Annotated in this window: 16 protein-coding genes and 1 other RNA gene; 9 read left to right on the top strand and 8 right to left on the bottom strand. The window is 74.6% G+C overall.

Annotated elements, in window-relative coordinates; genetic code table 11:
- Positions 1-64: 64 nt before the first annotated feature.
- The 3 genes from ABTY40_RS00160 to ABTY40_RS00150 are packed head-to-tail and all read left to right on the top strand — an operon-like array spanning position 65 to position 3,188.
- Entirely contained in the window at positions 65-883 is an 819-nt protein-coding gene (locus tag ABTY40_RS00160) for a Nif3-like dinuclear metal center hexameric protein (RefSeq protein ID WP_352057434.1), read from the top strand.
- Entirely contained in the window at positions 880-1,623 is a 744-nt protein-coding gene (locus ABTY40_RS00155; protein WP_352057828.1) for a zinc ribbon domain-containing protein, read from the top strand. Before ABTY40_RS00160 ends, ABTY40_RS00155 begins: the two co-directional genes overlap by 4 nt.
- Positions 1,623-3,188, top strand: a complete 1,566-nt coding sequence (locus tag ABTY40_RS00150) for a bifunctional RNase H/acid phosphatase (RefSeq protein ID WP_352057433.1) — start codon at positions 1,623-1,625, stop codon at positions 3,186-3,188. Before ABTY40_RS00155 ends, ABTY40_RS00150 begins: the two co-directional genes overlap by 1 nt.
- A gap of 37 nt (positions 3,189-3,225) precedes the next feature.
- On the opposite strand, the gene eda is transcribed toward ABTY40_RS00150, so the two are convergent.
- Complete coding sequence (eda, locus tag ABTY40_RS00145; protein ID WP_352057432.1) at positions 3,226-3,867, bottom strand: bifunctional 4-hydroxy-2-oxoglutarate aldolase/2-dehydro-3-deoxy-phosphogluconate aldolase; 642 nt, start codon at positions 3,865-3,867, stop codon at positions 3,226-3,228.
- 65 nt (positions 3,868-3,932) lie between these two features.
- The gene (yaaA, locus tag ABTY40_RS00140) at positions 3,933-4,700 is read right to left on the bottom strand and encodes a peroxide stress protein YaaA (RefSeq protein ID WP_352057431.1); all 768 of its coding nucleotides are present in this window, start codon (positions 4,698-4,700) and stop codon (positions 3,933-3,935) included.
- Between the two features lie 94 nt (positions 4,701-4,794).
- On the opposite strand from yaaA, the gene ABTY40_RS00135 reads away from it, so the two are divergent.
- The gene (locus tag ABTY40_RS00135) at positions 4,795-6,237 is read left to right on the top strand and encodes an RNB domain-containing ribonuclease (RefSeq protein ID WP_352057430.1); all 1,443 of its coding nucleotides are present in this window, start codon (positions 4,795-4,797) and stop codon (positions 6,235-6,237) included.
- Here ABTY40_RS00135 and ABTY40_RS00130 read toward each other — a convergent pair.
- A complete protein-coding gene (locus tag ABTY40_RS00130; RefSeq protein ID WP_502990445.1) occupies positions 6,182-7,171 on the bottom strand; it encodes a hypothetical protein in 990 nt (329 codons plus the stop codon). The two genes, ABTY40_RS00135 and ABTY40_RS00130, sit on opposite strands and share 56 nt — an antisense overlap.
- Positions 7,168-7,920 (bottom strand): MerR family transcriptional regulator, encoded by a 753-nt coding sequence (locus tag ABTY40_RS00125; protein ID WP_352057429.1) that lies wholly within the window; start codon positions 7,918-7,920, stop codon positions 7,168-7,170. Before ABTY40_RS00125 ends, ABTY40_RS00130 begins: the two co-directional genes overlap by 4 nt.
- 95 nt (positions 7,921-8,015) lie before the next feature.
- Between ABTY40_RS00125 and rnpB the strand changes: the two genes are divergently transcribed.
- Positions 8,016-8,414: RNase P RNA component class A (gene rnpB, locus ABTY40_RS00120), an RNA gene on the top strand.
- Positions 8,415-8,445: 31 nt separating this feature from the next.
- Here rnpB and ABTY40_RS00115 read toward each other — a convergent pair.
- Entirely contained in the window at positions 8,446-9,594 is a 1,149-nt protein-coding gene (locus ABTY40_RS00115; protein WP_352057428.1) for a Fic family protein, read from the bottom strand.
- A 167-nt stretch (positions 9,595-9,761) separates the two neighbouring features.
- Here ABTY40_RS00115 and ABTY40_RS00110 point away from each other — a divergent pair, with 167 nt between their 5' ends.
- On the top strand, positions 9,762-10,400 hold the full coding sequence (locus ABTY40_RS00110) for a flavin reductase family protein (protein WP_352057427.1): 639 nt from the start codon (positions 9,762-9,764) through the stop codon (positions 10,398-10,400).
- A 52-nt stretch (positions 10,401-10,452) separates the two neighbouring features.
- Here the strand turns inward: ABTY40_RS00110 and ABTY40_RS00105 are convergent, their stop codons facing one another.
- Positions 10,453-10,887 carry a hypothetical protein gene (locus ABTY40_RS00105; protein WP_352057426.1) on the bottom strand — a complete coding sequence of 145 codons (435 nt, stop codon included), beginning with the start codon at positions 10,885-10,887 and terminating at the stop codon, positions 10,453-10,455.
- 175 nt (positions 10,888-11,062) lie between these two features.
- Between ABTY40_RS00105 and ABTY40_RS00100 the strand changes: the two genes are divergently transcribed.
- The gene (locus ABTY40_RS00100) at positions 11,063-11,386 is read left to right on the top strand and encodes a nuclear transport factor 2 family protein (protein WP_345289536.1); all 324 of its coding nucleotides are present in this window, start codon (positions 11,063-11,065) and stop codon (positions 11,384-11,386) included.
- A gap of 61 nt (positions 11,387-11,447) precedes the next feature.
- On the opposite strand, the gene ABTY40_RS00095 is transcribed toward ABTY40_RS00100, so the two are convergent.
- Positions 11,448-12,224 carry an SDR family oxidoreductase gene (locus ABTY40_RS00095; RefSeq protein WP_352057425.1) on the bottom strand — a complete coding sequence of 259 codons (777 nt, stop codon included), beginning with the start codon at positions 12,222-12,224 and terminating at the stop codon, positions 11,448-11,450.
- A 102-nt stretch (positions 12,225-12,326) separates the two neighbouring features.
- Here ABTY40_RS00095 and ABTY40_RS00090 point away from each other — a divergent pair, with 102 nt between their 5' ends.
- On the top strand, positions 12,327-13,958 hold the full coding sequence (locus tag ABTY40_RS00090; RefSeq protein WP_352057424.1) for an alkaline phosphatase D family protein: 1,632 nt from the start codon (positions 12,327-12,329) through the stop codon (positions 13,956-13,958).
- Between the two features lie 74 nt (positions 13,959-14,032).
- Here ABTY40_RS00090 and ABTY40_RS00085 read toward each other — a convergent pair whose 3' ends face one another.
- Positions 14,033-15,115: a Gfo/Idh/MocA family protein gene (locus ABTY40_RS00085; protein ID WP_352057423.1), complete on the bottom strand. Its 1,083-nt coding sequence runs from the start codon at positions 15,113-15,115 to the stop codon at positions 14,033-14,035.
- A 50-nt stretch (positions 15,116-15,165) separates the two neighbouring features.
- On the opposite strand from ABTY40_RS00085, the gene ABTY40_RS00080 reads away from it, so the two are divergent.
- The gene (locus tag ABTY40_RS00080; RefSeq protein ID WP_502990466.1) at positions 15,166-16,533 is read left to right on the top strand and encodes a Bcr/CflA family multidrug efflux MFS transporter; all 1,368 of its coding nucleotides are present in this window, start codon (positions 15,166-15,168) and stop codon (positions 16,531-16,533) included.
- Positions 16,534-16,553: the final 20 nt, after the last annotated feature.

Here is a 16,553-nt window from a genome sequence, read left to right as displayed (position 1 = left end):
GGCGGCGCGGTGCTTGTCCACAGGCCCGGACGGCGGGGCGCGGAGGACAGGTAGCCTTTCCCCCGTGCCCCGTCTGTCTGAAGTCATCGCCGCACTCGACGCCCTCTGGCCGCCCGAGCGGGCCGAGACGTGGGACGCCGTCGGCACGGTCTGTGGCGACCCCGACGCCGAGGTCCGCCGCGTGCTGTTCGCCGTCGACCCCGTGCAGGAGATCGCCGACGAGGCGATCGCCCTCGGCGCCGACCTGATCGTCACCCACCACCCGCTCTATCTGCGCGGGACGACGACCGTCGCCGCGGGCCACTTCAAGGGCCGCGTCGTCCACAGCCTCATCAAGCACGACATCGCCCTCCACGTCGCGCACACCAACGCCGACACCGCCGACCCGGGCGTCTCCGACGCCCTCGCCGGCGCCCTCGGGATCCGCGTCACCGGACCGCTCGTCCCCGAGAACAACCTCGGCCGGATCTGCGAGCTGGACCGTCCGGAGACGCTGGGCGAGTTCGCCGCCCGCGCCGCCGAGCGGCTGCCCGCCACCGCGCAGGGCATCCGGGTCGCCGGCGACCCGGGGATGACCGTGCGCCGTGTCGCCGTCAGCGGCGGTTCCGGCGACAGCCTCTTCGACGCCGTACGGGCCGCCGGTGCGGACGCCTTCCTCACCGCCGACCTGCGCCACCACCCGGTCTCGGAGGCGACGCAGCACTCCCCGCTGGGACTGGTCGACGCCGCCCACTGGGCCACCGAATGGCCCTGGTGCGAGCAGGCCGCCGCCCAGCTCGACGAGATCTCCGACCGTCACGGCTGGGACCTCCGCGTCCACGTCTCGAAGACGGTCACCGACCCCTGGTCCTCCCACCACACCTCTCCTGGAGCCCCCAACTGAACGCCGCGCCCGCCGACCAGATCCGCCTCCTCGACGTCCAGGCCCTGGACGTACGCCTCCAGCAGCTCGCGCACAAGCGCCGGTCCCTGCCCGAGCACGCCGAGATCGAGGGGCTCACCAAGGACCTCACCCAGCTGCGCGACCTGCTCGTCGCCGCGCAGACCGAGGAGAGCGACTGCGCCCGCGAGCAGACCAAGGCCGAGCAGGACGTCGACCAGGTCCGTCAGCGGTCCGCCCGCGACCAGCAGCGGCTCGACTCCGGCGCCGTCTCCTCCCCGAAGGACCTGGAGAACCTCCAGCGCGAGATCACCTCGCTCGCCAAGCGCCAGGGCGACCTGGAGGAGATCGTCCTGGAGGTCATGGAGCGCCGCGAGTCCGCCCAGGAGCGGGTCACCGAGCTGACCGGCCGGGTCGAGGCCGTGCAGGCCAAGGCCGACGACGCCACCGCGCGCCGCGACGCCGCCGAGGCCGAGCTGGACGCCGAGGTTGCCACCGTCACCAAGGAGCGCGAGCTCGTCGCCGGGTCCGTCCCGGCCGACCTGCTCAAGCTGTACGAGAAGCTGCGCGAGCAGCAGGGCGGCGTCGGCGCGGCCCGCCTCTACCAGCGCAAGTGCGAGGGCTGCCACATCGAGCTCAACATCACCGAGCTGAACGAGGTCCGCGCCGCCGCCAAGGACACGGTCCTGCGCTGCGAGAACTGCCGCCGCATCCTGGTCCGCACGGCGGAGTCCGGCCTGTAATGCGCGAGCTCGTGGTCGAGGCCGACGGCGGCTCCCGGGGCAACCCCGGGCCCGCCGGGTACGGCGCGGTCGTCCTCGACCCGGCGACGGGCGAGACGCTCGCGGAGGCCGCCGAGTACATCGGCGTCGCCACGAACAACGTCGCCGAGTACCGGGGGCTCGTCGCGGGCCTGAAGGCGGCCCGCGCGCTGTTCCCGGACGCCCTGGTGCACGTCCGGATGGACTCCAAGCTGGTCGTGGAGCAGATGTCCGGCCGCTGGAAGATCAAGCACCCGGACATGAAGCCGCTCGCCGCGGAGGCCGCCCGGATCTTCCCGGCCGGCCAGGTCCGCTACGAGTGGATCCCGCGCGAGCGGAACAAGCACGCCGACCGCCTGGCCAACGAGGCCATGGACGCCGGCCGCGCCGGCCGCCGCTGGGAGCCCTCCGGCTCGACGGCTGCCCTCGACGCCTCCGCCGCCCGCAACGCGGCGGCGCCCCCCGCCGGCCCGCCCGGCGACGCCACGGCGGGCGCCGCCCGCGCCCGCGCGGCCCTGGCGGCGACCCGCCGGGCGACGCCGGAGGGCGGGGACGAAGGCCTCTTCGCCACGGAGCCGGTGACCGGAGCCGTGTCCGCGACCGGTGCCGGGGGCGAAGGCCTTTTCGGTGCGGGGACGGAGACCGGGCCCTCGCCCGCCTCAGGCGCCGGGGCGACCCGCGCGGACGCGGGGGACGAGGGCCTGTTCGGTGCCGAGGCGCTGGGCGGCGCCGGACACGCGACGACGCCGGAGGCTCCGGCCCCGGGCGCCTCCGCCACCACACCCGCCTCGCCCGCCACCGGGGACTTCGAGGCCGAGGCGGGCAAGGCCCAGGAGCCGGGTACGCGCGCGCGGCGCCCGGCCGTCGTACCGGCGGGAATCGTCGCGGACAGCCGGCGGGGCTGGACGGGCGGGCCCGACATGGCGGCGCCCGCGACGTTCGTGCTGCTGCGGCACGGGGAGACCGCGCTCACGCCCGAGAAGCGGTTCTCGGGGAGCGGGGGCTCCGACCCCGAACTGTCCCCGGTGGGCCTGCGCCAGGCCGAGGCCGTCGCCGCCGCGCTCGCCGCGCGCGGCACCGTCCAGGAGATCGTCAGCTCTCCGCTGACCCGCTGCCGCCAGACCGCGGCCGCCGTCGCCGCCCGCCTCGGGCTCGACGTGCGCGTCGAGCAGGGCCTGCGGGAGACCGATTTCGGGGCGTGGGAGGGCATGACCTTCGCCGAGGTGCGGGAGCGGTACCCGGAGGACCTCGACGCCTGGCTGTCGTCCCCGAAGGCCGCCCCGACGGGCGGCGGCGAGAGCTTCGCCGCCGTCACCCGCCGGGTGTCCGCCGCCCGCGACCGGCTGACCGCCGCGTACCCGGGCCGCACGGTCCTCGTCGTCTCGCACGTCACCCCGATCAAGACCCTGATCCGCCTCGCCCTCGGCGCCCCGCCGGAGTCCCTGTTCCGGATGGAGCTGTCGGCGGCGGCGCTCTCGGCGGTGGCCTACTACGCGGACGGCAACGCCTCGGTACGGCTCCTCAACGACACCTCGCACCTGCGGTAGGCGCGCCCGGTCCGGGCCCCGGACCGGGGCCCGGTCGTCACCCCGCCGCCACCGCGCTCCGCAGCCCCGCCGCCTCCCGCGCCAGCGCTTCGACGCGGGGCCAGTCGCGGGCCGCGAGGGCGTCGGGCGGAAGCATCCACGTACCGCCGACGCAGGAGACGTTCGGCAGGGACAGGTACGCGGGGGCCGAACCGGCGGAGATGCCGCCGGTGGGGCAGAAGCGGGCGCCGGGGAGCGGGCCCGCCAGGGACTTCAGGTACGGGACGCCGCCCGCCGCCTCCGCCGGGAAGAACTTCATCGCCTCCACGCCCCGCTCCAGGAGCGCGACGACCTCCGACGCCGTGGAGACCCCCGGCAGGAACGGCACGCCGGAGTCCCCGAGCGCGCCGAGGAGCCGTTCGGTCCAGCCGGGGCTCACCAGGAAGCGGGCACCCGCCCCGACCGCCGCCGCGACGGCCTCCGCCGTGACGACGGTGCCGGCGCCGACGACCGCCTCCGGCACCTCCGCCGCCACCGCGCGCACCGCGTCCAGCGCCGCCGGCGTGCGCAGGGTGATCTCGATCAGCGGCAGGCCGCCGGCCGCGAGGGCGCGGGCCAGGGGCACCGCGTCCGCCGCGTCCTCGATCACCACGACGGGGACGACAGGGACTTCCGGGGCAAGGTCGAAGACGCTCGTCATGGCCCCATCCTGCCCACGGCGAGCGAAACCTGCAACGAGCGTTGCGCAGAGTGCAACGGGTGTGGCTAGTGGATCTCGTCCACCAGCACGTCCAGCGCCCCGGCCCTGCCGCCCTCCTCCACCACGTACCCCAGCTCCCGCAGCGCCCCGGCCAGCTCGGCCGGCGACCCCGGCTCGGCCCCCGCCTCCAGCAGGCTCCGTACGATCCGGCCCTTCGTCGCCTTGTTGAAGTGGCTCACCACCTTCCGCGTCGGCGCGTGCAGCACCCGCACCGTCGCCGTCCGGGCCGCCACCTCACCCTTGGGCCTCCACGCCGTCGCGTAGGCCGCCGAGCGCAGATCGAGCACCAGCCCGTCCCCGGCCGCCTCCGGCAGCACCGACGCCATCGCGCCCCGCCAGTGCGCCCCCAGCGCCCCGAGCCCCGGCAGCTTCACGCCCATCGAGCAGCGGTACGACGGGATGCGGTCCGACACGCGGACCGCGCCCCACAGCCCCGAGAAGACCAGCAGCGACCGCTCGGCCCGCTCCCGCGCCGCCGCGCCGAGCGTGGCCAGACCCAGCGCGTCGTACAGCACGCCCGTGTAGATCTCCCCGGCCGGCCGCGCGCCCGCCGTCCGCAGCTCCGCGTTCTTCGCGACCTCGCCCCGAAGCCCCTCGCTCAGCCCGAGCACCTCGCGGGCCTTCTCCTCGTCGGCCGCGCACAGCTCGACCAGCTCGTCCAGGACCGCCGCCCGCGCCTCCGCGAGCCCCGGCAGGGACAGCGACTCCGGCTTCAGCGGCGCCCCGGTCCCCGAGGACGCCTTGCCTTCGGAGGGCGGCAACAGCACGAGCACGGTGGTTCTCCTTCGTACGGGGGAAACGGGGGTGCGGCCCCGGACAGCCAGCGTACGAGGTGCCGCCCACCGCTCCGCCCCCTACGCTCGGTCCATGCCCCGCCGCCCCCTCCACGTGACCGGCGCAGCCGAGGCTCCCCTGCGGGCCGCCCTGCGCGCGCTGCGGACCGAACTCGCGGTCCCCGACTCCTTCCCGCCCGGTGTGCTCGCCGAGGCCGAGGCCGCCGCCAAGGCCCCGCGCCTTCCCGCGTACGACGCCACCGACCTGCCCCTGCTCACCATCGACCCGCCCGGCTCCACCGACCTCGACCAGGCCATGCACCTGGCCCGCCGGGCCGACGGCGGCTACCGCGTCCACTACGCCATCGCCGACGTCGCCGCCTTCGTCACCCCCGGCGGCGCCCTCGACGCCGAGGCCCACCGGCGGGTCCTCACCCTCTACTTCCCCGACGACAAGGTCCCCCTCCACCCGCCCGTCCTCTCCGAGGGCGCCGCCAGCCTCCTGCCCGGCGAACCCCGGCCCGCCCTGCTGTGGCGCATCGACCTCGACGCCGAGGGCCGCCGCGTCGCCACCGACGTCCGCCGCGCCCTCGTCCGCAGCCGCGCCCGGCTCGACTACGCGGGCGTGCAGCGGCGGATCGACGCGGGCACCGCCGAGGAACCCCTCGCCCTGCTCCGCGAGATCGGCCGCCTCCGCGAGGCCCTCGAAATCGAACGCGGCGGGATCTCCCTCAACGTCCCCGAGCAGGAGATCGTCGCGCACGACCACAGCTACTCCCTCGTCTACCGGGCCCCGCTCCCCGCCGACGGCTGGAACGCGCAGATCTCCCTGCTCACCGGCATGGCCGCCGCCGACCTCATGACCGCCGCCGGCACCGGCGTCCTCCGCACCCTGCCCACCGCCCCCGACGGCGCCGTCGCCCGGCTGCGCCGCTCCGCGCACGCCCTCGGCGTCGACTGGCCGCACCACGTCCCCTACGCGGAGGTCGTCCGCACCGCCGACCCCGCCAACCCGCGCCACGCCGCCTTCCTCCAGGAGTGCACGACCCTGCTGCGCGGCGCCGGCTACACCGTCTTCACCGACGGCCACGTCCCCACCCCGGCCGTGCACGCCGCCGTCGCCGACGAGTACACCCACTGCACCGCGCCCCTGCGGCGCCTCGTCGACCGCTACGCGGGCGAACTGTGCGTGGCGGCCGTCGCCGGGAACGAACCGCCCGAGTGGGTCCGGTCCGCGCTGCCCGCCCTGCCCGACACCATGGCCACGGGCACGCGCCGCGCGAGCGCCGTCGAACGCGAGAGCGTCGACGTGATCGAGGCGGCGCTCCTCGGCGGGCGGATCGGCGAGGTCTTCGACGCGTACGTCATCGACGTGAAGGAGCGCGAACCGGCCGTCGGCACCGTGCACCTGGAGGACCCGGCCGTCGTCGCCCGCGTCGCGGGCGGCACGGCCCCGCTGCCGCTGGGGGAGTGGCTGCGGGTCAGGCTGGCCGAGGCGGATCCGGGACGGGCGAAGGTGCTGTTCGCGCCCGCGTGAGCGCCTCCTCCACCGCGCGGACCAGCGCGGTGGGGTCGTCCGCGTGACAGCGGACCAGCCGTACGGGCCGGGGCGCGCCCAGCAGCCGGGGCGCGTCCACCGGCGCGTTCAGCTCGATCGTGACGGAGGTCTGCGAGCCGACCGCCAGGTTCAGCTCCCCCTCCGCCCTCCCGTGCGTGAACAGCGTCTCCCGGCGTACGGCGGCGATCCGCTCCAGCGGCACGCGCACGTCCACGTGGGCCGCCTGCCGCAGCCGCAGGGCGTCCCCGAGGAGCAGGTGCGGGCGGGTGGCCGAGGCCGCGTGCAGCCCGAGGACGAACAGGACGGTGTACACGTCCAGGACGAGGACCACGGCGTGGGCCACGGGCAGGTCGGCGAGCAGGTACGACATGCCGGCCGTCTCCACCACGCACACGAACGCGAAGCCGTACATCATCGCCGCCTGGTCCCGGGCGTGCGGGAACACCGCCCGCGCGCCCGCCACCCCGTGCGGCCGGCGCGCCACCCACCGGCCGAGGCTCGCCATCAGCCGCAGCTCGTGCCCGATCAGCCGCGCCACGGTCTCCGGCACCAGCTCCGCCACCGCCTCCCGCCGCGAGAGCCCCCGCCGCCGCAGCCGCGTCCACACGACCACTTCGGCCAGGAGGAGCGCCACGACGAGGGCCTCGGCGACGGCGAGGACGGCCTCCGGTATCCGCGCCCCGGCCACCAGACAGACCGCCAGCACCAGCTCGGCCGGCAGGACCGCGTACGCCACCCACCGCAGACCCCGCGCCACCGGGCCGCGCCGCCCCGGCACCGGCGCCCCGGCCCGCCCGTCGGTCCCGGCCTTCCCACCCCCCGGCGCGGGGCTCTCGGCTCCCGAACCTCCCGGCGCCGGTCGCGCGACCCGCGCGCCGCCCTCCCGCTCCCGCTGCCCTCCGCCGACCGTCACCGCGGCCCCTCCTTCCGTTCCCGCACCCACCGCATCGCGAGCCGTACGGCCGCCTCCTGGCCGGGGGAGAGATCGGCGAACAAGACGTCGGCGAGACCCCCGGACCCCTCCGCCGGCAGCTCGGTCCCGCCGACCTCGTCCGGCAGACAGCCGGCGAGCGCCCGGGCCGCCTCCGCGACCCGCGGATCGTCCGCCGCCGCGCCGGCCAGCGCGTCGAGCAGCCCGTACACCTCCCGGGCGCTGCCGGCCGTACGCCGCAGCAGCTCCATCAGCCGGGCCCGCTCCTCCTCCGGCACGACCGTGTCGAGCAGGGCCAGGATCTCCCGGTCCTTCACGGCCATGGGGGAGTCGGGCAGCTCGCCCAGCCCGGCGAGGATCCCGGACAGCTCCGGCGACACCGGGCCTTCGGTGGTCAGCCGCCCCGCCCGCGCCTCGCCCAGCAGTTCCGCGAGCCGCGCCCGCCGGGCCCGTACGACGGCCTCCTGACGCGCGAGGTCCTCGTCCAGCTCCTCCAGGACCTCCACCAGCTCCCGCCCCTCGTCGTCCGCGAGCACGTCCCGCACCTCGTCGAGCCCGAGCCCCAGCTCCGCCAGCCGCCGCACCCGCGCGAGCAGCACCGCGTCCCGCACGCCGTACTCCCGGTATCCGTTCGCCCGCCGCGCGGGCTCGGGCAGCAGCCCGAGATGGTGGTAGTGCCGCACGGCCCGGGGGGTCACCCCCACGAGCGCGGCGATCTCGCCGATCCGCATGGCCCCAGTAGAAACCCTGCCGTCGCGACAAGGTCAAGCACCGCTGCGCGGCCCGGCCGCCCCGAAACGGCGGGTAGCATGGTCGGCACGGCAGACGAGCCGGGCGGGCGGCCGCGTGGGGATCCCCGGATCCCCCCGAGGAACGTCCGGGCTCCACAGAGCAGGGTGGTGGCTAACGGCCACCCGGGGTGACCCGCGGGACAGTGCCACAGAAAACAGACCGCCGGGGGCCTCGGCCCTCGGTAAGGGTGAAACGGTGGTGTAAGAGACCACCAGCGCCTGAGGTGACTCAGGCGGCTCGGTAAACCCCACCCGGAGCAAGGTCAAGAGGGGACGCCCCGGCGTCCCTGCGCGAATGTTCGAGGGCTGCTCGCCCGAGTTCGCGGGTAGACCGCACGAGACCGGCGGCAACGCCGGTCCTAGATGGATGGCCGTCACCCCGACGACCGCGAGGTCCCGGGGCACAGAACCCGGCGTACAGCCCGACTCGTCTGCCCCTCACTCTCACGGCCCGTCAGGGCGCCGTCATACTCCGCTCTCGTACGGATTGCGAATGGTGTGGCGGGCGGACGCCGTATCCAGAACGTCCTGCGGAAAGCGCGCCCCGGGCACGTAGTAGCGGCCCTTGGTGTTGCCGACCGGGGTGAGGAGGTCCCGGCGCATCAGGTGCTGCATGTCGCGCTGAGCCTGCTGTTCACTGATTCCTTCCGCCTTCTCGTAGCGGGAGCGGCGTACCCGGCCGGTGATGGCGACCTCGTGCAGGGCGGTGATCTGACGCTCGGTGACGGCGAGCGTCTCGCGCTGTTCTTCGAGCTGGATCCAGCACCTGTTGGAACGGTCGACGCGGTGCTGGACGCTCTGAGTCTGCTCGTGATAGGCGCGGAGGTTGAACCGCACCCAAGGGCCGGTGTCCCGAGACGGGCTGTAGACGGGGCCGCCGACCTCGCGGAGCACTTTGTAGTAGTCCCAGGTGTGTCCAGGCATGCCCAGCCACGCCTCGATCGAGGAGAACTCAGGGGCGAGAACGCCTTCCCGGGCGATCAGGAGGGTCTGCAGGGAGCGGGACATCCGTCCGTTGCCGTCGGCCCACGGGTGGATCTTGACCAGGTTGAAGTGCGCCATCGCGGCCCGGACCAGCGGGTCCGCCTCGAGGTCGCCGGTGTTGAGCCAATCGATCAGTTCATCCATGAGGCCCGCCACGGCGTCTTCGTGCGGGCCTTCGTATTCGGTGGCGTGGGGGTCACCGACGGCGGTGATGAAGACCGGGCCGCGGCGCCACTGTCCGGCGAGCTTGCGGGGGTGGTGGTGCCCCTGGAGCATCCAGTGCAGCGCGTTGAGCAGACCCTTGCTGTACTCGAAGTCCGGGGCGTCATGCAGTGACTGGATGTAGGTCATGGCCTGCTGATAGGCCACGGTCTCCGCTCGATCGGCCTCGGTGACGTCGACCTTCTCCTGGGCGTCGTCCATGAGGTCAGCGACATCGCGAGCGTCGACCTTGTAACCCTCGATGGTGTTGGACGCGGCAATGGCCGACGCGGTCAGATGCCGGCGCAGGTCAAGGGTCCACTTGGTCGGAGCCTGCTGTACGGCGTCCCGCAGAGCGCGTCGCATCTCGGCGACTTCGGCCAGGACCTGGCGGTCAGCGGCGGACAGCCGCGGAGTGGAGTACAGCATGACGTAATGATACCCGTACGGTGTCATTACGTCGCACCGTGGGCGGCCCGGCCCAACGCGATGTCGGGATTCCGCCAGCGGCGGCCGCGCCCCGGGCGGGAGAGTCGGAGCGGCCCGCGAGGGGATCGCGGGTTCCGTCGTCCGGCGCTCTGTGGAAGGTGCGGCCCATGCACGTCGTCCCCGGGATCAAGGTCCTGTACTTCGGGACTCCCGTGGTGCTCGTCAGTTCGCTCAACGAGGACGGCACGGCGAACCTCGCGCCGATGTCCTCCGCCTGGTGGCTCGGGCAGTCCTGCATGCTCGGGCTCGGGAACAGCGCCCGGACCACCGAGAATCTGCTGCGGGACGGGGAGTGCGTGCTCAGTCTGCCGTCGGCGGCGATGGCCGGGGCCGTCGACCGGCTGGCGCTCACCACGGGAAGGCCGGACGTGCCGGAGCGCAAGGCCGCCCAGGGTTACCGGTACGAGCCCGACAAGTTCGGGACGGCCGGCCTGACCGAGCAGGCGTCGGAGCTGGTGGGGGCGCCGCGGGTCGCGGAGTGTCCCGTGCAGCTGGAGTGCCGGGTCGTGGCGGCCCATCCGTTCGGGGGGACGGACACGCGAGCCACCGCCTTCGAGGTCCGGGTGCTCCGGACGCACGTGGAGGAGGAGCTGGTCATCCCGGGGACGCGGTACGTGGACCCGGTCGGCTGGGACCCGCTGATCATGAAGTTCTGCGAGTTCTTCGGTGGCGGGGAGCAGGTGCACCCCTCGCGGCTCGCCGGGGGATGGGCCATGCCGCACCGGCGCCCGCCCGCCTCCGTCTGATCGCCCCGCGCCGGCCGCTGCGGGGCGACGGCGAGCACCCCCGCGCCGCCGGTCAGGCCAGGACTTCCAGCCTCCAGTAAGGAGCCCGGTCGTCCGTGCGCACCAGGACCGGCTTCGGGCCGGGCGTGCGGGGCTCGAAGAGGTCCCGGCCGAGGGCCAGGCCGCGCCGGTCGATCACGTAGGTGCCGTCCCGGAGGTCCGCGAGCGAGGTGAGCGTGGTGGCGCCCTCGTCGTCCACGTACTGGAGGCGCCACACGGAGGCCTCCGTGGTGTCCGGGCGGACGGCCGCCGGCGCGCGGTCCGTGCCGGTGGCGGCGATCACCTCGTCCGTGCCCTTCAGGGCGAAGCGGAACCCGCCGTCCGTCAGGCGCACGGACCATTCGGCGGCTCGTTCCCCCGGTGCCGGGAGGGCGACGAGCCCCCCGTCCCGGACCCCCACCGGAGTCCCCTTGGCGTACAGCTTGACGACCTTCGCGGCGTCCGACATCGCTCCTCCTGAGCTGGCTCCGGCTGCGGCATATGCCCCGATCCTGCCCGGAAGGCCCGGCTCCGGGCCGGAGAACACGCGCGGCCGTCGTCCGTGTCGGTCATCCGGGGCAGCCCGCGGGGGCCGTTCGGCGCGCACCGCGCCCCGGGGCGGGCCCCCGGTGTACGGGTGGGGCATGACCATCCCCGTGCACCAGCTCAGCGACCCGGCCGTCCGCGCCTTCGTCACCGCCCTCAACGCCCACGACGAGGAGGCGCTCCTCCACGCCCTCACCCCCGACGCGACCATGTCCGACGACGGCTCCGACCGTGATCTGCGGAAGTGGCTCGACAGCGAGGTGCTGGCCTCGCGCGGACACATGGACGTCGAGAAGGAGACGGACGGCGGGCGCGCGCTCGTCGCCCGCTACCGCAACGACACCTGGGGCGAGATGCGGACCGCCTGGCGCTTCACCGTCGAGGACGGCCGCGTGTCCCGCTTCGAGGCCGGCCAGGCCTGAGGCGACGGTCCCCGGGGCGCCCCGCGGTGGCCGGCCGGCCACCCCGGGGCGCCGCGCCCCCTCAGCCCCGCCCGATGTACGGCATCGTCGTCGCCATCACCGTCGCGAACTGGACGTTCGCCTCCAGCGGCAGCCCCGCCATGTGCACCACCGTCGCCGCCACGTCCGCCGCGTCCATCACCGGCTCCGGCGCCAGCCGGCCGTCCGCCTGGAGGATGCCGGTCTGCATGCGGGCCGTCATCTCCGTCGCCGCGTTCCCGATGTCGATCTGGCCGCAGGCGATCCGGTACGGGCGGCCGTCCAGCGACAGGGACTTCGTCAGGCCCGTCATCGCGTGCTTCGTCGCCGTGTACGCGATCGAGTGCGGGCGCGGTACGTGCGCCGAGATCGAGCCGTTGTTGATGATCCGGCCGCCCTGCGGGTCCTGCTCCTTCATCGCCCGGAAGGCCGCCTGGGCGCACAGGAACGCGCCCGTGAGGTTGACGTCGACCACCGCGCGCCAGGTCTCCGGGTCCAGGTCCTCCACCGGGACGCCGCCGCCCGCGAACGTACCGGCGTTGTTGAACAGCAGGTCGACGCGCCCGTACCGGTCCCGTACCGCCGAGAAGAGGGCCGCCACCCGCGCGGCGGACGTGACGTCCGTCGGCACGCACAGGAAGTCGCCGTCCGGGAGGGCCGCCGCCGTCTCCCGCAGGGCCTCCTCCCGGCGGCCCGCCAGGGCCACCGACCAGCCCGCCTCCGCGAGGGCCAGCGCCACGCTCCGGCCGATGCCCGAACCCGCTCCCGTCACCACTGCGATGCTCATGGCCGCGCAGCGTACGCCAGACGCGTGCCCCATGAACTCATCCGTCCGACACGTGGATGTCCTGTCCCCGACAACAGGATGACGCCCCGCACGCCTCGAATACCGGACGGACATCATCCGTCAGGGGAGGGGCACATGACTCAGGGACAGCAGCACGACCGGGAACTCCGCGCCGCCGCACGCCACTTCGGCCGCCGCCGGTTCCTCACCGTCACCGGCGCCGCCGCGGCGCTCGCCTTCGCCACCCAGCTGCCCGCGGCGGGTACCGCGGCCGCCGCCGAACTCGACGCCCGCCGCCTCACCGAGGACCCGTTCACCCTGGGCGTCGCCTCCGGCGACCCGCTGCCGGGCTCCGTCCTCCTCTGGACCCGGCTCGCGCCGCGCCCCTTCGAACCGGGCGGCGGACTGCCCGCCCGCCGGGTCTCCGTCCACTGGGAGCTCGCCCGCGACGAGCGCTTCACCCGTGTCGTACGGCGCGGCCGGGCCACCGCCCACCCCGAGTTCAGCCACACCGTCCACGTCGAGGCCGAACACCTGGAGCCGGGCCGCGCCTTCTTCTACCGCTTCCGCGCCGGCGACTGGACCAGCCCGGTCGGCCGCACGCGTACCGCCCCCGCCCCGGGGGACCGGCCCGCCGGGCTCACCCTGGCCGCCGTCTCCTGCCAGGCCTACCACGACGGCTACTTCACCGCCTACCGCCACCTGGCCGACGAGGACCTCGACGTCGTCCTCCACCTCGGCGACTACCTGTACGAGTACGCCGTGAACGCCACCGGCGGCGCCCGCGCCTACACCGACCGCACCCTCCCGGCCGTCTTCAACCGCGAGACGATCACCCTGGAGGACTACCGGCTCCGCTACGGGCTCTACAAGTCCGACCCCGACCTGCGGGCCGCCCACGCCGCCCACCCCTTCGTCGTCACCTGGGACGACCACGAGACCGAGAACAACTACGCCGGCGGCACGCCCGAGAACGGCGTCCCGCCCGAGGAGTTCCTGCTCCGCCGCGCCGCCGCCTACCGCGCCTACTGGGAGCACCAGCCGCTGCGCCACCCCCAGCTGCCCGAGGGCCCGGACATGCGGCTGTACCGGCGGCTGCGCTTCGGGCGCCTCGCCCAGTTCGACATCCTCGACACCCGGCAGTACCGCTCCGACCAGGCGTACGGGGACGGCTGGCAGGTCCCGGGCCCCGCGTCCGAGGACCCGGCGCGCACCATGACCGGCGCCGCGCAGGAACGCTGGCTGCTCGACGGCTGGCGCGCCTCCGACGCCCGCTGGAACCTCCTGCCGCAGCAGGTCGTGTTCTCCGAGCGCCGCGACCGGCCCACCGCCGACTTCAAGGTGTCCATGGACTCCTGGGACGGCTACCCGGCCTCCCGGCAGCGGGTCCTCGCGGGCGCGGAGGCCGCCGGGGTGGAGAACCTGATGGTGCTCACCGGGGACGTCCACGTCGGCTACGGCTTCGACATCAAGGCCGACTTCCGCGACCCGTCCTCCCGGACCCTCGGCACCGAGATCGTCGCCACCTCCATCGCCAGCGGCAAGGACGGCGCCGACCGTCCCGCGAACTACGACCGGCTGATGCAGGCCAATGGGCACCTGAAGTTCTTCAACGGGCGGCGCGGTTACGTCACCGTCGCGCTCACCGAGGACAGCGCCCGCGCCGACTTCCGTACGGTCCCGTACGTGACGACCCCGGGCGCCCCCGTCACCACCGCCGCCTCCTTCGTCACGGAGGCGGGGAACCAGGGGCTCACGCCGGCGTGACGAGCAGGTCCCGGGCCGGTGCGGCGGCCCGGGACTCAGGCCGGCGTGATGACGGGATCCCGGGCCGGCCGGGCTCAGGCCGGCGTGACCACCGGCTCGGCGCGGCCCACCGCCGGCGGGACGGTGCCGGCCTCCCGGGGATAGCGGACGCCGACGCGCTCACGCACCGCGTCGAGCGTCCGCATCACCGCGAGCGTGCCCTCCAGCGGCACCAGCGGCGACTCCTTCTCACCCCCGCGCAGACACCGCATCACCTCGGCCGCCTCGTGCCGCAGCGAATGCGGGTCGTCCGCGTTCACGAACTCCTCCGGCTCCGCGCCCCCGTTGCGCACCAGCGTGAACCGCTCGGGGAAGAAGAAACCGCGCGGGACGTCGATCCGGCCCTCCGTCCCCGTCACCGATGCCGTCAGCGGAGTGTCCGCCACGATCGAGCAGGACAGCAGCGCCGACGCGCCCGACTCCCAGCCCAGCAGCATCCCGGTGTTGAGGTCCACCCCCTCGGGGGAGAGCAGCGCGTGCGCCTGGACGGCGGACGGCTCGCCGAGCAGCAGCTGTGCGAACGACACCGGGTAGACTCCCAGGTCGAGCAGCGCCCCGCCGCCGACGGCCGGGTCGCGCAGCCGGTGGCCCGGGCCGAACGGCCCCGCGAGCCCGAAGTCCGCCTGAACCGTGCGGACTTCGCCGATCGCCCCGTCCCGTACCAGCTCCGCGAGGCGCCGGATCAGCGGATTGCAGTACATCCACATGGCCTCCATCAGGAAGAGGCCCCGGTCCCGGGCGATGCCCACCAGCTCCTCCGCCTCACCGGAGTTGAGCGTGAAGGCCTTCTCGCAGAGGACCGCCTTTCCCGCCTCCAGGGCGCGTCCGGCCGCCTCCCGGTGCGCGTGGTGCGGCGTCGCGACGTACACCACGTCCACCTCCGCGTCGGCGAAGAGGCCCGCCCAGCCCCCGTACGCCCGGGGAATCCCGAACCGGTCCGCGAAGGCCCGCGCCGACGCCTCCGTACGGGACGCCACCGACACGACCTCAGCGCCCTCCAGGCCCCCCACGTCGGAGGTGAACCGCTCCGCTATCCCGCCGGTCGCGAGCACGCCCCAGCGCACCGTCCGGTTCCCGACCTTGTTCCCGTCCATCCCCACCCCACAGGTCTCGACCATGCCGATCGAGCTGAGAGCATAGGCAAGGATTCAACGAAATGGAGCTGTCGATGCCGGAGAGCGGCAAGACCACGACGCACGGACCCATATCCCCGACCCCCGAACCGGCCGCCGCCCCTCCGGCGGACGGCGACCCCGCCGCCCGCTCCGGCACGTCCGCGACGGGCGCCGCCACCCCGGCCGGGCCCCCCGCCCCCACCGCCGCGCTCCGGCGGGCCGGTCTGCTCGTCACCCTCGTCCTCGGCGGCCTCACCGCCCTCCCGCCGCTCTCCATGGACATGTACCTCCCGGCCCTGCCCGAGGTCACCCGCGCCCTGCACGCCCCCGCCGCCACCATCCAGCTCACCCTGACCGCCTGCCTCGCCGGCATGGCCGTCGGTCAGCTCGTCGTCGGGCCGATGAGCGACAAGTGGGGGCGCCGCCGGCCGCTCCTCGCCGGCATGGCCGTGTACGTCCTCGCCACCGCCGTCTGCGCCCTCGCCCCGACCGCCGACCTCCTCATCGCCTTCCGGCTGCTCCAGGGACTCGCGGGCGCCGCCGCCATCGTCATCGCCCGTGCCGTCGTCCGCGACCTGTACGACGGCGTCGAGATGGCCCGCTTCTTCTCCACCCTCATGCTGATCTCCGGGGCCGCGCCCATCGTCGCCCCGCTCATCGGCGGCCAGATCCTGCGGATCACCGACTGGCGGGGCGTCTTCCACGTCCTCGCCGTGATCGGGCTCCTGCTCACCGTCGTCGTCTGGCGCTTCCTCGGCGAGACGCTGCCCGCCGAACGCCGCCACCAGGGCGGCGTCGCCGACGCCCTGCGGACGATGCGCGGCCTGCTCGCCGACCGGGTCTTCACCGGCTACATGCTCGCCGGCGGCCTCGCCTTCGCCGCGCTCTTCGCCTACATCACCGCCTCGCCCTACGTCGTCCAGGAGATCTACGGCGCCTCGCCGCAGACCTTCAGCCTCCTCTTCGGCCTCAACTCGGTCGGCCTCGTCGCCGTCGGCCAGATCAACGGCAAGCTGCTCGTCGGCCGCGTCAGCCTGGACAAGGTGCTCGGCTGGGGACTCGCCGCCATCCTGCTCGCCGCCGCCGCGCTGCTCCTCATGACCACCGGGGTCTTCGGGGAACCCGGACTGGTGCCGATCGCGGCCGGACTCTTCGTCCTGATGTCGGCGATGGGTCTCGCCATGCCCAACACCAACGCGCAGGCGCTCATGCGCACCCCGCACGCCGCCGGCTCCGCCTCCGCGCTCCTCGGCACCTCCTCCTTCCTCATCGGCGCGGTCGCCTCCCCGCTCGTCGGCATCGCCGGGGAGCGGACGGCGGTGCCGATGGCCGCCGTGCAGCTCGCCTGCGCCGTCCTCGCCCTCGGCTGCTTCCTCGGCCTCTGCCGCCCCTGGCGGCGCCCGGTGGCCACCGGCAGCTGAGACGGCCCGCCCCCGAAGCC

Source organism: Streptomyces sp. NPDC126503 (genome assembly GCF_040302405.1).
Taxonomy (GTDB): Bacteria; Actinomycetota; Actinomycetes; order Streptomycetales; family Streptomycetaceae; genus Streptomyces; species Streptomyces gulbargensis.
Note: the sequence above shows the minus strand (reverse complement) of the source record. Positions and strands in the feature narration are given on the sequence as shown.